Here is a 15,142-nt window from a genome sequence, read left to right on the forward strand (position 1 = left end):
CATGACCACCCATCTTGCAGATTTACGCGTACAGATTGATGCACTGGATCGAGAACTGCTCGCCTTGCTGAATCGCCGCGCCCAAGTCGCGGAGCAGGTCGGCGAAGTCAAGAAGCGCGAGGGTACGCCCTTTTTCCGCCCGGACCGGGTTGCGCAGGTTATTGAGCAGATCCAGCAAGCCAATCAAGGGCCGCTCAAAAACGAACATGTTGCTGCCGTATGGCGCGAAATCATGTCGGCGTGCCTGGCACTGGAGTCTCCCGTACGCGTGGCATATCTCGGCCCTGCCGGCACGTTCAGTGAACAGGCGGCACTGCAGTTTTTTGGCGCCAGCATCGAGCACGTACCCTGTGTCAGCATCGACGAGGTTTTTCGTGCAACGGCTGCCGGCAGCGCCAGCTACGGGGTTGTGCCGGTCGAAAACTCGACCGAGGGCGTCGTGTCCCGCTCTCTCGACCTGTTCCTGAACTCCCCCCTGCACATCGTTGGCGAGATCAGCCTGATGGTGCGCCACAACCTCCTGCGGCTTTCCGAGTCCCTGGAAGGTATCGAAGCCGTGTATGCACACCCCCAGGCCCTGGCCCAATGCCAGGGCTGGTTGACCACGCACCTCCCCAATGTGGAGCGCCGGGCAGCCTCCAGCAATGCTGAAGGTGCACGCCTTGCCTCCACCAACTCCGCATGGGCCGGCATTGCCAGTGACCGGGCCGCCACCCAGTTTGGCCTGTATACGGCCGCCCACGCCATTCAGGACGACGCGTTTAACCGCACGCGCTTTGCCGTGGTGTGCCTGCCGCAAACACTGCCCTCCCCCCCCGTCTCCGGCAAAGACTGTGTCAGCCTGGTGGTCTCCGTACCCAACCGCCCCGGCGCCGTCCATGACATCCTGATGCCGTTGAAAGCCCATGGCGTCTCCATGACCCGCTTTGAATCGCGCCCGGCGCGCTCCGGCCAGTGGGAATATTATTTTTATATCGATTTGCAAGGCCATCCGTCGCAGGACCACGTCAAGGCGGCACTGGCTGACCTGCAACAAATGTGCGCCTTTTACAAGGTTCTCGGAACCTATCCTGTCAGCGATTAATGCACGAACTCACAAAACCCCTGGTACCACGACATGTTTGAACAATTAGGTCTCATTGGATGCGGCCTGATGGGCGGTTCTTTTGCGCTGGCTCTCAAGCGCGCCGGTCTGGTCAAACGCGTGGTGGGCTATAGCAAGTCGCCTTCGACGACCGAGCGCGCACGCCAGATGGGTGTCATCGACGTAGAGGCGCCTTCCGCCTTGCTGGCAGTCTCCGGAGCTGACATTGTCCTGCTGGCGGTGCCGGTTTCTGCAACCGAAGCCACCTTCAAGGCGATTCGGCATCTTGTTGGTCCAAACACCCTGATCATGGATGTCGGCTCCACCAAGCGCGACGTGGTCGATGCCGCACGGCGGGTCCTGCAGGGCAACGTCGGTTCTTTCGTTCCCTGCCATCCCATTACCGGCAAAGAGGTGTCGGGTGTCGAACACGCCGATGTAGATCTCTACAACGGAAAGCAGGTCATCCTGACCCCCATAGAGCGGACTTTCACGGTCCAGCTGCAAAAAGCCACCGACGTATGGACCGCCATGGGCTGTCATGTCCTCAAGATGTCGCCGCAGGCACATGACGCTGCGTACGCCGCAGTCAGCCATCTGCCCCACCTGATCGCCTTTGCACTGATCAACGGCATTACCGGACAGGAGAACGGGAAGGATTACATGTCCCTGGCCGGGCCCGGCTTTCGCGACTTTACACGCATCGCTGCGAGCGATCCGAAAATGTGGCGCGACATCCTGATTGCCAACCGCGAAGAGTTGCTGGCGCAGTCCAAGATCTTTCAGCAGACCCTGCAGTCCCTCGAAGTACTCATTTCGAGCAGCAACGGCGACGGCCTGGAAGCGCTCATTGAGCAAGCCAGCGAGACGCGCGCCAACTGGCGCATCTCTTCTCAAAAATCGCATAAATAAACCTGCGATTCATGTTCGACATCGAGTTCCTGGACATCCCGCCCCTCAGTGGAGCGGGAGGCTCCGTCCGCTTACCCGGATCCAAAAGCATTTCCAATCGCGTCTTGTTGCTGGCTGCCCTGAGCCACGGGGAAACCACAGTTCACGATCTCCTGGCGTCTGACGACACTGCCGTGATGCTGACGGCGCTCAGGCAGCTTGGCTGCGAAGTAAAACAAGAGGGCAGCACCGCGGTGATCATCGGCCTTGGCGGCCGCAACGTTCACACACCGGTCAAGCTGTTTCTGGGCAATGCTGGTACTGCCATGCGTCCATTGACGGCCGCTCTGGCCTTGCTGGGCGGGGAATTTGAGCTGTCGGGCGTGGCCCGCATGCACGAAAGGCCTATCGGCGACCTGGTTGATGCCCTCCGGCAGCTGGGCTGCTCCATCGACTACCTGGGAAATGAAGGTTTTCCACCCCTGCGCCTGCGTTCCGGCCAATTGAACCTGAAAGACCCCATCCGGGTGCGCGGAGATGTTTCCAGCCAGTTCCTGACCGCCCTGCTGATGGCCCTGCCCATTGTGGCTGTCGACGACATCTGCATTGAGGTCGTGGGAGAGCTGATTTCACGGCCTTACATTGAAATCACGCTCAAGCTGCTCAAACGTTTCGGCATTGACGTGCAGCGCAAAGGCTGGGAGCAGTTCGTCATCCCCGCCGGCAGCCGCTACCAGTCGCCCGGAGAAATCCATGTTGAAGGCGATGCTTCCTCTGCTAGCTATTTCATAGCGCTTGGCGCAATAGCATCGGGCGCTGCAGGCCCAAATGGCATAGAAGTTTTGGGGGTCGGGGCAGACTCCATCCAGGGCGACATCCGTTTCGTGGAGGCCGCACGAATGATGGGCGCGCAAATCGACAGCACGCCCAATTCATTGCGCATCTCGCGCGGTGCGTGGCCGCTCAAGGCGATTGATCTGGATTGCAACCATATTCCCGATGCCGCGATGACGCTGGCCGTGATGGCGCTGTATGCCGAGGGGACCACCACCTTGCGCAACATTGCCAGCTGGCGCGTCAAGGAAACCGACCGCATCGCCGCGATGGCCTGCGAGTTGCAAAAACTCGGCGCCACGGTGGAAGAAGGGGTGGACTATCTCAAAATTACCCCGCCCCTGCCCGGCGAATGGAAAACCGCGCCCATTCACACCTACGACGATCACCGCGTAGCCATGTGTTTTTCGCTGGCCGCTTTCAACCCGGCCCGGTTGCCCATCCGGATTCTTGACCCCAAATGTGTCGGCAAAACATTTCCGGACTACTTCGAGGCCCTGTTCATGGTGGCCAAAGCAGATGTCAACCATATTCCGGTGATCTGCGTCGATGGCCCCACCGCCTCGGGCAAAGGTACCCTGGCAGCTTTGACGGCCCAACGGCTCGGCTACCACTATCTTGACTCCGGCGCCCTGTATCGCTTGAGCGCATTTGCCGCCTTGCGTGCCGACGTTTCGCTCGACGACGGGGCGGCTGTTGCGCAAATCGCCCGCACCATGCCGGTTCGCTTTCAGGGCGACCGGATTTTCCTCGGGGCGGAAGATGTGTCAGAAGCCATCCGCTCCGAAGCTGCCGGGATGGCCGCTTCCCGGGTCTCGGCCCATCCCCAGGTTCGCGCAGCGCTGCTGACCCTGCAACACAGTTTCCGGCAGTTGCCCGGGCTGGTAGCAGACGGGCGTGACATGGGAACCGTCATTTTTCCCGATGCGCCGCTCAAAATCTACCTGACGGCCAGCGCCCGGCACCGCGCTGAACGACGGCATAAGCAGTTGATTTCAAAGGGAAATTCAGCTATAATCAGCGAGATTCAGCAAGATTTAGAGGCACGTGACGCCCGCGATTCATCGCGAAAGGCCGCCCCTTTGAAGCCTGCTGATGACGCCCGTCCCCTGGACAATTCCTATCTGTCGATTGAAAAATCGGTTGATCAGGTGATTGACTGGTGGAAAGGCACCCGGCCCTTCTGACCCCCGACGCGCACCCTGCGCTTGGTCAGCAGGTTCATTAACGTAACCCGCAGCCTTATTCAACGTCTGGCCGCAAGCAACCGCCGCAAGCAGCTATAAAAACAATAGCAATTCCGCTATTGGAACCCTGTTGTGTGGATGAGGAAAATCATGTCTGAATCTTTTGCCGATCTATTTAACGAATCGCTCCAGCGCTCTGAAATGCGCACCGGTGAAGTCATCACCGCTGAAGTCGTTCGCATCGACCACAACCACGTCGTCGTCAACGCCGGACTGAAGTCCGAGGCCTATGTGCCGCTCGAAGAATTCAAGAACGACCAGGGCGAACTCGAAGTCCAGGTCGGCGACTTTGTCTCCGTGGCCATCGACTCCGTCGAAAACGGCTATGGCGACACCCTGCTGTCCCGCGACAAGGCCAAGCGCCTGGCTTCGTGGATGAGCCTGGAAAAAGCCCTGGAATCCGGCGAATTCGTCACCGGCCAGACCAGCGGCAAGGTCAAGGGCGGTCTCACCGTCCTCGTCAACGGCATCCGCGCCTTCCTGCCCGGCTCGCTCATCGACACCCGCCCCATCAAGGACTTGTCTCCGTACGAGAACAAGACCATGGAATTCAAGGTCATCAAGCTGGACCGCAAGCGCAACAACGTCGTGTTGTCACGCCGTGCAGTTGTCGAGGCATCCATGGGCGAAGAACGCGCCAAGCTGATGGAAACCCTGAAGGAAGGCTCCTCCGTCAAGGGCGTCGTCAAGAACATCACCGAATACGGCGCGTTCGTTGACCTGGGCGGCATTGACGGCCTGCTGCACATCACCGACATGGCATGGCGCCGCGTGCGTCACCCAAGCGAAGTGGTGACGGCTGGCCAGGAAATCGTGGCCAAGATCCTGAAGTTCGACACCGAGAAAAACCGCGTGTCACTCGGTCTGAAACAGATGGGCGACGACCCATGGATGGGCGTGAACCGCCGTTATCCACAAGGCACGCGCCTGTTCGGCAAGATCACCAACATCGCCGACTACGGCGCATTTGTTGAACTCGAGCCAGGCATCGAAGGCCTGGTCCACGTGTCCGAAATGGACTGGACCAACAAGAATGTGGCACCGAGCAAGCTCGTGGCACTGGGCGACGAAGTCGAAGTCATGGTCCTCGAGATCGACGAAGACAAGCGCCGTATCAGCCTGGGCATGAAGCAGTGCAAGGCCAATCCATGGCAAGAATTTGCACAGGAAACCAAGCGCGGCGACCGCGTCAAGGGCCCCATCAAGTCGATCACCGACTTCGGCGTCTTTGTGGGCCTGGCTGCCGGCATTGACGGCCTCGTGCACCTGTCCGACCTCTCGTGGAACGAACCCGGCGAAGCCGCCGTTCGCAACTACAAAAAGGGCCAGGAAGTCGAAGCGATCGTTCTGGCAGTCGACGTCGACCGCGAGCGCATCTCCCTGGGTATCAAGCAGCTGGATTCCGATCCGTTCACCACGTTCGTGTCGATCAACGACAAGGGCGCGATTGTGACCGGCAAGGTCAAGACTGTTGATGCCAAGGGCGCTGAAATCGATCTCGGCGAAGACATCATCGGCTACCTCCGCGCCAGCGAAATCAGCCGTGACCGCGTCGAAGATGCGCGCAACGTGCTGAAAGAAGGCGACGAAGTGTCCGCAGTTGTGGTGAATGTGGATCGCAAGACCCGCAACATCCAGCTGTCGGTCAAAGCCAAGGACAACGCTGACCAGCAGGAAGCCATGGCAACCCTGAGCCAGCAGTCTTCGCGCGAAAGCGCCGGCCTGACCAACCTTGGCGCCCTGTTGCGCGCCAAGCTGGACAACAACGAAAAGTAAGGCGACCGTGCAGCGGTGTGATGCGTCCCCGGCGGATTGCATCGCTGTACAGCTACTTTATCCATGACCCGAAGCGATCTTGTCGAAGAACTGGCAGCCCGATTCAGCCAGCTGACGCACCGCGACGCCGAATATGCCGTCAAGACGATTCTTGATGCCATGAGCGACGCGTTGGTGCGCGGCCACCGGATCGAAATCAGGGGATTTGGCAGTTTTTCCATCAACCGCCGCCCGCCTCGCATGGGCCGTAATCCGCGTTCCGGTGAAAGCGTGGCCATCCCTGAAAAACGGGTGCCCCATTTCAAGCCGGGCAAGGCGTTGCGGGAAACGGTGGATGCCCGTACCCAGGAGCTCCTGGCGGTCACGGATCCGAAGTAAGGTCTTGCTGTTTTCCCCCGGTGGTCTGGCTACAATCGCGAGACCACCACGGGGGACGACCAAGTGAAATACCTCATGTGGCTGCTCAAGGCAGCCATTTTTTTTACGCTGTTTGCTTTTGCACTGAATAACCAGCAAACGGTTTCGGTGAATTTTTTCTTTGGCACGATGTGGCGAGCACCTCTGGTGCTGGTTGTCCTGAGTGTCTTCGCCTGTGGGCTGGCGCTCGGTATTCTTGTCATGATGCCGCGCTGGTGGAAAAAGCGCAGATCGGCCAAATATGCCTCCTCCACCATGGGCCCCCATACCGTGACCGAAGACCCCTCCACCCTCCACCATGGAATTTGATTTCACCTGGGTCCTGCTCGGGTTTCCGATCGCCTTTACCTTGGGCTGGCTGGCCTCGCGACTGGATTTGCGGCAACTGCGCATCGAAAACCGCCAGGCACCCAAAGCCTACTTCAAGGGTTTGAATTTTCTGCTCAATGAGCAGCAGGACCAGGCCATTGACGCCTTTATCGAAGCCGTACAGAACGACCCCGACACCTCCGAGCTTCACTTCGCCCTGGGTAACCTGTTCCGCCGCCGCGGCGAATACGAACGCGCCGTGCGCGTACACGAACACCTGATGTCGCGCGGCGACCTGACGCAACCGGAACGCGACCGCGCCCAGCATGCACTGGCCCTGGATTTCCTCAAAGCCGGCCTGCTGGACCGTGCCGAGATCGCGCTGCGCAAACTGGAGGGTACACCCTTCGAAGAAGAGGCCCGGCTTGCGTTGCTGTCCATTTATGAACGCTCGCGGGATTGGCCTAACGCAACCGAAATCGCCGCCAGGCTGGGTACCTCCAGCCATGGCAGCTTCAGTGCCCGGCAGGCGCATTACCTCTGCGAGCAGGCCATTGCGTCCGCAGCGGCAGGCGACACAAGCCAGGCCCTGGAGACATTGCAGCAGGCTGTGGCCATGGCCCCGGTGTCGGCCCGCCCACTGATTGACCTGGCCAAACTGCAGCATCAGCTCGGCAAGTCCCAGGATGCCTTGCGCACATTGCAGAAGCTGGAAGACCTGGCACCGCAAGGCCTGCCACTTGCCGCCGGCCTGCTTGCCAATATCGCCCAGGCAAGCGGCCAGGAAGCCGCCGCACTGGAGTTGCTGAAGACCAGTTACGCCAACGCACCGTCCATCGACGTGGTTGAAGCCATCGTCAAACTGGAAAAAGACCCTGCGTCGGCACGCCAGTGGTATGCCAGGCACATGGAACGCCAGGCGTCCCTCGTCGCCGCCGGCAAATGGATAGAAGGGGAACAACTCCAGGATGCGCACCATCACGCACTGGTGCAGCGCTCGCTGGGTCAGGCAACCAAGCCGTTGATGCGCTATCGTTGTGCCGCGTGCGGCTTTGAAGCCACGCAGCACTTCTGGCACTGCCCCGGCTGCCAGGCCTGGGACAGCTACCCGACCCGCCGGATAGAAGAACTATGAACACCCCCGTGGCTGCGCTTCGCTCCGCCTCCCCCCTTGCAGGGGGCGACACTGGCGGCCCGGCAAAGCCGGTTCCGCGGTGTCCGCTTGGCAAGAAAAGCAGCCTTTGAGCGGTGAGCCGTTTTAGAACAGACATACATGACAGTTCCAACCCTATCCCCTGAAAAGATCGCCAAAGCCCGTGTCCTCGTGGTGGGCGATGCCATGCTCGACCGGTACTGGTACGGCGCGGTAGACCGCATCTCGCCTGAGGCCCCGGTGCCCGTGGTACGTGTCACGCGCACCGAGGAACGCATAGGCGCCGCTGCCAACGTGGCCTACAACATCGTCACGCTGGGCGCGCAAGCCTCGCTGCTGACCGTGGTGGGCGACGACGAGGCCAGCCACCAATTGGAGGCATTGGTCGAAAAAACCGGCATCGCCCCTTACTTCGGCCGCGATGCACGGCTCAAAACAACGGTCAAACTGCGCGTCATCGGCCGCCAGCAGCAGCTGATCCGGCTCGACTTCGAAAACACACCGGAAAACGAGGTGCTCGCCTCCCAGTCCGCCACATTTGAAAAACTGCACACGCAGCACGACGCCGTGCTTTTTTCCGACTACGGCAAGGGCGGCCTCGCGCATATCGTGCTGATGATCGCCCAGGCGCGCGCTGCCGGCAAGGTAGTGCTGGTCGATCCCAAGGGGGCGGACTACGCGCGCTACAAAAACGCCAGCATCATTACGCCGAATCGCGCCGAACTCGAGCACGTGATCGGCACCTGGAGCGACGAAGCCGAGCTGCGCACCAAAGCCCACAACCTGCGCACAACCCTCAATCTTGATGCCCTGCTGCTGACCCGCAGCGAGGAAGGCATGACCCTGTTTGACGCCCAGGGTGAGCTGAATGTACCGGCCGTGGCGCGTGAAGTGTTCGACGTCACTGGCGCTGGCGATACGGTGATCGCCACACTGGCGGCCATGGCGGCCACGGGCATGAACCTTCGTGATGCTGTGCCCATCGCCAACCGTGCCGGTGGCATCGTGGTTGGCAAGTTCGGTACCGCAACGGTCAGTTACGACGAACTGTTTGCCGCGGATTAAATTGCGGCTCAGGTTAAAGGAATCCTCATGAAAGTAGTAGTCACGGGTGCTGCGGGTTTTATCGGCAGCAATATCATCAAGGGCCTCAATGCCCGCGGCATCGACGACATCATCGCGGTCGACGACCTGACTGAAGGCGACAAGTTTCGGAACCTGGCCGGCCTGCAGATCGCCGACTACGTGGATGCCGACGACTTCTATGACCTCTTTGCCGAAGGCGCTTATGGCCAGGTTGAGGCCGTGTTCCACGAAGGCGCCTGCAGCGACACGATGGAGCCCGATGGCAAGTACATGATGGACAACAACTACACGCTGTCGTGCGAGTTGTTCCATGCCTGCCAGGACCAGGGAACACGCCTGCTGTATGCCTCGTCGGCCGCCACCTACGGCGGATCCGACACGTTCAGGGAATCGCCCGAATTCGAACGACCACTCAACGTCTATGGCTACTCCAAGCTGCTCTTTGACCAGCGCCTGCGGCGTGAACTCGGCAACCGGTTTGAAGGCGCAGCCACCCAGGTTGCGGGCTTTCGCTACTTCAATGTCTACGGCCCCCACGAACAGCACAAGGGCCGCATGGCCAGCGTGGCTTTTCACCAGTTCAACCAGTTCCAGGCCGAAGGCAAGGTCAAGCTGTTTGGTGAATACGGCGGCTACGGCGCCGGCGGCCAGATGCGCGACTTCGTCTTCATTGACGACGTGGTGGCCGTGAACCTCTGGTTCTTTGACCATCCCGAACAATCCGGCATCTTCAACCTCGGCACCGGAAGGGCCCAGCCCTTCAACGACGTCGCCCTCGCGGTCGTAAACACCTTGCGCAAAGGACAGGATGCTGCCGCACTGAGCCTGGAAGATGCAGTGCGTGGCGGACTCATCGACTACATCACCTTCCCGCCGGCCTTGGTGGGCAAGTACCAAAGCTACACCCAGGCCGACCTGGGCGCCCTGCGCGCCACCGGATGTGGCCATGTTTTTGCCGATGTGCAAGCGGGTGTAACTGCCTACATGCAGTGGCTGGGCAAGAACAGCTGAGGCCTAGGGTTTCCCTAAGCCCAAATCACGCCAGGCGGGTCAACGCTGCCTGAGACCAGCCCGTTATAAAAGCAGCACCTTTATTCACAAGGGTGCATAACGCACCTCGCCCATCCATCATTGAGGAGATTTCCATGTTCAAGAAAGTACTGGCGTTTTTCGCCGCCATGTCTCTCGTTGCGGCCTTTGCTGCGGTCGACGTCAACAAAGCCACTGAGGCCGAACTCGACGGCATCAAACACATCGGCCCCGTCACCTCCAAGCTGATCATCTCCGAGCGCAAAAAAAGCGAGTTCAAAAACTGGGATGACTTCATCACCCGCGTCAAAGGTGTTGGAGAAAAACGCGCAGCCGAGTTCTCGGCCGCAGGGCTGACCGTTGGGGGTGCCGCCTATACCGGCCCGGCCGCCGCAGATGCGAAGGCAAAAACCAAGGCCGAAGCCAAAGCGGATGCCAAAGCCAGCAAGAAGGCCGACAAGCCAGTCACCGAAAAGGCCAAAGACGCAGCCATCGCCACAAAGGATGCAGTCAAGGGCGCGGCTATCGCGACCAAAGATGCCGTGGTGGAATCGGCCAAAGATGCCAAAGAGGCGGTAACGTCCAAAAAAGACGCCAAGAAAGACACCAAAAAAGAAACCAAGACCGAAGTCAAGGTTGAGGCGGCCAAGCCTGCCGCAAGCGCTGCCAAGAAGTAATTGGCCCGCACCCATAAAAAACCCGCTCATAGCGGGTTTTTTTATGTTAATTTTGGCTTCCAACCCTTTAGGGTCGGGCGCAAGCAGCTATCTATTTCATAGCACTTCAAAGGCCTCTACACCAGCGCAATCAGGTCCGTCACGCCCACCGCGGCGCCGGCCTGCGTGACCAGTGTCGTGGCCTGCCCCCGGTGGTGTGTCTGGTGATTGAAAAAATGCGTGAGGGCCTTCCAGACCACGTGTTCGCGCTGCACCCCTTTCGAGTTGGCGTAGCGCATGGTCATGGCCGGGTAAGCCTCAGGCATGTCGGCAGCCCACTGCTCGATGGCACCGTCGAGCTGCTGCCGTTTGGCTTTCAGCCCGGCCCAGTCTTCGTACAGCACCATGTCCAGCGTGTAGGCCTGCGGCATGTCGACAACTTCAGAGTTCAGCGATGTAAAACGGATGCCGTTGTCTGCCCCACATTGCGCAAAGCGCCTGAGCCAGACCTGGTCGGCCAGAACCAGATGGCCGAGCGTGTGATGGATCGAGCCGAAGAAAGCGCCACGGGCCCGCTGGCGCTCCTCATCGGTCAGGGTTTCACAGGCGTCATACAGCCGTTCATTCATCCAGCGGTTGTACTGAGCCAGAAGCCGGTAGTTGTCGATAAACGAAGCGGTCATATTTGCTCCTGAATTGATAGCTGCTTGCGCTTGCCAGGATTGCGCCAGAGCCGGATTTCATCCAAAAAGACCCGACGGGAATTGCGGCCCACCACCTGCTTGATTGCCCCAAAGCCAGGGCACATCAGCAGGCGCGTTTTCCACCCTTAGATTTTCACCTGAAAGAGGTACTGGTGAATGGCTCCGGCCAGGAAGATCAAACGCAGCCTGTCAAGTGCTTTGGCTCAATAACCAATGGTGACGTGTCTGCGTTTGCTGCGACTCAGGCCGGCACCAACCGGCCTGTCTGCATTGCGTCAAGCTTTTCCGAAGCCGCCGCCGCCCGGCGTATGGATTTCAAAAATATCACCAGGCTGCATCTCGGCCTGGCCGATATGGCCCAGTGTTTCGATCTGGCCTTGCGCCCGGACCACAACGTTTTGCCCGACCTGCCCGGCTTGACCTCCGGCCATGCCGAAGGCGCCGTGTTTGCGCCCGTTCGACAGGATGCTGGCCGTCATGGCCTCCAGGAAGCGGACACGGCGCACACCGCCATTGCCGCCGTGCCAGCGGCCTGCACCGCCGGAGCCCTGGCGAATCTCGTAGCTTTCCAGCCGCACCGGGAAGCGGAATTCCAGTACCTCCGGGTCGGTCAGCCGCGAATTGGTCATATGTGCCTGAACTACAGAGGTGCCGTCAAAACCCGACACCAGCTTGCCCGCATCATCCAGCTTTCCGCCGGCACCCGAACCACCCGAAATGGTTTCGTAGTACTGGTGGCGGGCATTGCCGAACGTGAAGTTGTTCATCGTGCACTGGCCGGCTGCCATCACACCCAGCGCGCCGTAAAGCGCATTGGTGATGCAGGTGGACGTTTCCACATTACCTGCCACCACCGAAGCCGGCGGGTTCGGGTTGAGCATGGAGCCCGGCGGGATGATGACCTTGAGCGGCTTCAGGCAGCCCGCGTTCAACGGGATATCGTCGTCAACCAGTGTGCGGAACACATACAACACTGCGGCCATGCACACCGCCGTTGGCGCGTTGAAGTTATTGGTCTGCTGCGGCGATGTGCCGGCGAAGTCGATCTCGGCGCTGCGTCCTTTGACGTCAACGCGGATGGACACCTTGATCTGGGCGCCGTTGTCCAGCGGCAAGGTGAACTCGCCATTTTTGAGGCGCGTGATCACGCGGCGCACCGACTCCTCGGCGTTGTCCTGCACATGGCGCATATAAGCCAGCACCACCTCCAGGCTGAAGGTGTCCACCATCTTGCGCAGCTCCTGCACGCCCTTTTCATTGGCGGCGATCTGCGCTTTCAGGTCGGCCATATTCTGCTGCGGGTTACGGCTGGGGTATTTGCCGCTTTTGAGCAGCGCAATCATTTCGGCCTCGCGCAGCACGCCGCGTTCCACCAGCTTGACATTGTTGATCTGCACACCTTCTTCTTCAATCAATGTCGAGAACGGCGGCATGGAGCCCGGCGTGGTGCCGCCGATGTCGGCATGGTGTCCGCGCGAACCGACATAAAACGTCGGCTGTGTGGCCGCACCAAGGTAGACCGGCGTAATGACGGTGATGTCGGGCAGGTGCGTGCCGCCATGGTAGGGGTCGTTCAGCACATACACATCACCAGGCTGCATCTTGCCGGCGTTCTCGCGAATCACCGTCTTGATGCTTTCGCCCATGGAACCCAGATGCACCGGCATATGCGGCGCATTGGCGATCAGGTTGCCTTCGGTGTCAAACAGTGCACAGCTGAAGTCCAGGCGCTCCTTGATGTTGACCGAGTAAGCGGTGTTCTGCAGCTGCAGGCCCATCTGCTCGGCAATGTTCATGAAGAGGTTGTTGAAGACCTCCAGCAGCACCGGGTCTACCGTCGTGCCCGCCGCAAATTTCACGGCTCGTTCAGCCCGGCGGTCCAGCACCAGATGGTCCAGCGCCGTCAGCGCGGCTTCCCAACCCGGTTCCACGACCGTGGTGGCGTTCTTCTCGGCAATGATGGCCGGCCCCGAGATGATGTCGCCCGGCCGCAGATCTTCACGCACCACCAGCGCGGCGTCATGCCACTGGCCGCCGGAGTACATGCGCACGGTTTCGCGGCGAGGTACTTCACGCGGCTCATGCGTGGTGTGGCGCGGCTCGGCAGGCGCGTCGCCTGCCACCACGGACTCTACCGACACGGCCTCAACCACCAGGCCCTTGCCCTGCATCAGGAAGGCAAAGCGCTGGCGGTAAGCGGCTTCGAACCCGGACTCGATCTCGTCCAGCGTACCGAAGGGCACGATGAGCGCGGAGTCACTGCCTTCATAACGCACATGCACGCGGTGATGCGTGGTGATGCTGCCGGTGCTGACCTGCTGGCGCTGCAGCTCGGCCTCTGCCGTTGCAGCGAGCGAGTTGAGCTTGTCGGCAATTTCCGGAAGCACGGCGGCCGAGAGCTTGAGCTCCACCGCCTGCTCACGAATCACATTCTGGTCGGCCAGGCCCATGCCATAGGCGCTCAGCACACCCGCCAGCGGATGCACAAACACCTTGGTCATGCCCAGCGCATCGGCCACCAGGCAGGCGTGCTGCCCGCCCGCACCGCCAAAGCATTGCAGCGTGTAGCGTGTCACGTCATAGCCGCGCGCCACCGAAATTTTCTTGATGGCGTTGGCCATCTGCTGGACCGCGATGTTGATGAAGCCCTCGGCCACCACCTCGGCACTGCGGCCGGTCTGTCCCGCCAGTTCGTTGAACTGGGCCTCTACCGCCTCGTAACTCAAGGGCTCATCGGCATTGGGACCAAATACTTTCGGAAAGTAGCGCGGCTGCACCTTGCCGACCATCACGTTGGCATCGGTCACCGCCAGGCGGCCACCGCGCCGGTAACTGGCGGGGCCTGGGTTCGCGCCTGCACTCTGTGGACCAACCCGGAAGCGCTCGCCGTCAAATTTGAGGATGGAGCCGCCGCCCGCCGCCACGGTGTGGATACTCATCATGGGTGCCCGCATGCGCACGCCGGCGACCTGGGTTTCGAATTCGCGCTCGAACTCCCCGGCGTAATGCGACACGTCCGTTGAGGTGCCGCCCATGTCAAAGCCTATGACCTTGGCATGGCCGGCGATTGCGGCCGTGCGGGCCATGCCCACAATGCCGCCCGCCGGGCCGCTCAGGATGGCGTCTTTGCCCTGAAATACATGCGCATCGGTCAATCCACCGGAAGACTGCATGAAAAAGAGCCGTACCCCCGGCATCTCACTGGCGACCTGTTCCACATAACGGCGCAGGATGGGGGAGAGGTAGGCGTCCACCACCGTGGTGTCGCCGCGGCTCACAAACTTCATCATCGGGCTGGTTTCATGCGAGGTGCTGATCTGGGTAAAACCCACCTCGGTCGCGATGCGCTTGGCGGCCTTTTCATGCTCCGTGAACCGGTATCCATGCATAAAAACAATCGCAAGGCTTCGCAGCCCTTTCTGGTACTGCGCAAGCAGCTCCTTTTTTAATAGCACTTCGTCGAGCGCCTGAAGCACCTCGCCTTGCGCGCCCACACGCTCCTGGGCCTCCACCACCGCGCTGTAAAGCAATTCGGGCAGCACGATGTGGCGGTCAAACAGACGGGGGCGGTTTTGGTAGGCAATGCGCAGCGCATCCCGAAAGCCGCGCGTGGTCACCAGCAATGTCGGTTCACCCTTGCGCTCCAGCAGTGCATTGGTGGCCACGGTCGTTCCCATCTTCACGCAGTCCACCACGTCGGCGCGTATCGGCTCGCCCGCTTTCAGACCCAACAGGTGGCGGATGCCGGCCACCGCTGCATCGCGGTACTGCTCCGGGTTTTCCGACAGCAGCTTGTGGGTCACGAGCGAACCGTCAGGCTTTTTGGCGACGATATCGGTGAAAGTGCCGCCGCGGTCTATCCAGAATTGCCAACGGTCGCCGCCCGGTTTTGAAGTGGTGTCTTGCATGGTTTTTGATTTCAGAGTTAACGTGTTCTTTGCTGATCTCTATGGATC

The 15,142-nt window shown here is 60.3% G+C and carries 12 protein-coding genes; 10 read left to right on the top strand and 2 right to left on the bottom strand.

Annotated elements, in window-relative coordinates; translation table 11 throughout:
• The first annotated feature begins 1 nt into the window (after position 1).
• From pheA to AC1DWQ_RS00910, 10 genes are all read left to right on the top strand, one after another.
• Entirely contained in the window at positions 2 to 1,084 is a 1,083-nt protein-coding gene (gene pheA, locus AC1DWQ_RS00865) for a prephenate dehydratase (RefSeq protein WP_477667950.1), read from the top strand.
• A gap of 33 nt (positions 1,085 to 1,117) precedes the next feature.
• Positions 1,118 to 1,996, top strand: a complete 879-nt coding sequence (locus AC1DWQ_RS00870) for a prephenate dehydrogenase (RefSeq protein WP_477667951.1) — start codon at positions 1,118 to 1,120, stop codon at positions 1,994 to 1,996.
• A gap of 11 nt (positions 1,997 to 2,007) precedes the next feature.
• On the top strand, positions 2,008 to 3,996 hold the full coding sequence (locus tag AC1DWQ_RS00875; RefSeq protein WP_477667952.1) for a bifunctional 3-phosphoshikimate 1-carboxyvinyltransferase/cytidylate kinase: 1,989 nt from the start codon (positions 2,008 to 2,010) through the stop codon (positions 3,994 to 3,996).
• 150 nt (positions 3,997 to 4,146) lie between these two features.
• Positions 4,147 to 5,832: a 30S ribosomal protein S1 gene (rpsA, locus tag AC1DWQ_RS00880; RefSeq protein WP_457280054.1), complete on the top strand. Its 1,686-nt coding sequence runs from the start codon at positions 4,147 to 4,149 to the stop codon at positions 5,830 to 5,832.
• A gap of 63 nt (positions 5,833 to 5,895) precedes the next feature.
• The gene (locus AC1DWQ_RS00885) at positions 5,896 to 6,210 is read left to right on the top strand and encodes an integration host factor subunit beta (protein ID WP_477667953.1); all 315 of its coding nucleotides are present in this window, start codon (positions 5,896 to 5,898) and stop codon (positions 6,208 to 6,210) included.
• Between the two features lie 63 nt (positions 6,211 to 6,273).
• Entirely contained in the window at positions 6,274 to 6,558 is a 285-nt protein-coding gene (locus AC1DWQ_RS00890) for a LapA family protein (protein WP_457280053.1), read from the top strand.
• Positions 6,548 to 7,693 carry a lipopolysaccharide assembly protein LapB gene (gene lapB / locus AC1DWQ_RS00895; protein ID WP_477667954.1) on the top strand — a complete coding sequence of 382 codons (1,146 nt, stop codon included), beginning with the start codon at positions 6,548 to 6,550 and terminating at the stop codon, positions 7,691 to 7,693. The genes AC1DWQ_RS00890 and lapB overlap by 11 nt, the downstream gene beginning before the upstream one ends.
• A 138-nt stretch (positions 7,694 to 7,831) precedes the next feature.
• Entirely contained in the window at positions 7,832 to 8,776 is a 945-nt protein-coding gene (gene rfaE1, locus AC1DWQ_RS00900) for a D-glycero-beta-D-manno-heptose-7-phosphate kinase (RefSeq protein WP_477667955.1), read from the top strand.
• 27 nt (positions 8,777 to 8,803) lie between these two features.
• Positions 8,804 to 9,808: an ADP-glyceromanno-heptose 6-epimerase gene (gene rfaD / locus AC1DWQ_RS00905; RefSeq protein WP_477667956.1), complete on the top strand. Its 1,005-nt coding sequence runs from the start codon at positions 8,804 to 8,806 to the stop codon at positions 9,806 to 9,808.
• A gap of 134 nt (positions 9,809 to 9,942) precedes the next feature.
• Positions 9,943 to 10,503, top strand: a complete 561-nt coding sequence (locus tag AC1DWQ_RS00910; protein ID WP_477667957.1) for a ComEA family DNA-binding protein — start codon at positions 9,943 to 9,945, stop codon at positions 10,501 to 10,503.
• Positions 10,504 to 10,619: 116 nt separating this feature from the next.
• Here AC1DWQ_RS00910 and AC1DWQ_RS00915 read toward each other — a convergent pair whose 3' ends face one another.
• Both AC1DWQ_RS00915 and AC1DWQ_RS00920 read right to left on the bottom strand, forming a co-directional pair.
• Complete coding sequence (locus AC1DWQ_RS00915; RefSeq protein WP_477667958.1) at positions 10,620 to 11,165, bottom strand: DinB family protein; 546 nt, start codon at positions 11,163 to 11,165, stop codon at positions 10,620 to 10,622.
• A gap of 296 nt (positions 11,166 to 11,461) precedes the next feature.
• Entirely contained in the window at positions 11,462 to 15,094 is a 3,633-nt protein-coding gene (locus tag AC1DWQ_RS00920) for a hydantoinase B/oxoprolinase family protein (protein WP_477667959.1), read from the bottom strand.
• Positions 15,095 to 15,142 lie beyond the last annotated feature (48 nt).

It is taken from the genome of Polaromonas sp. P2_G11, assembly GCF_056403595.1.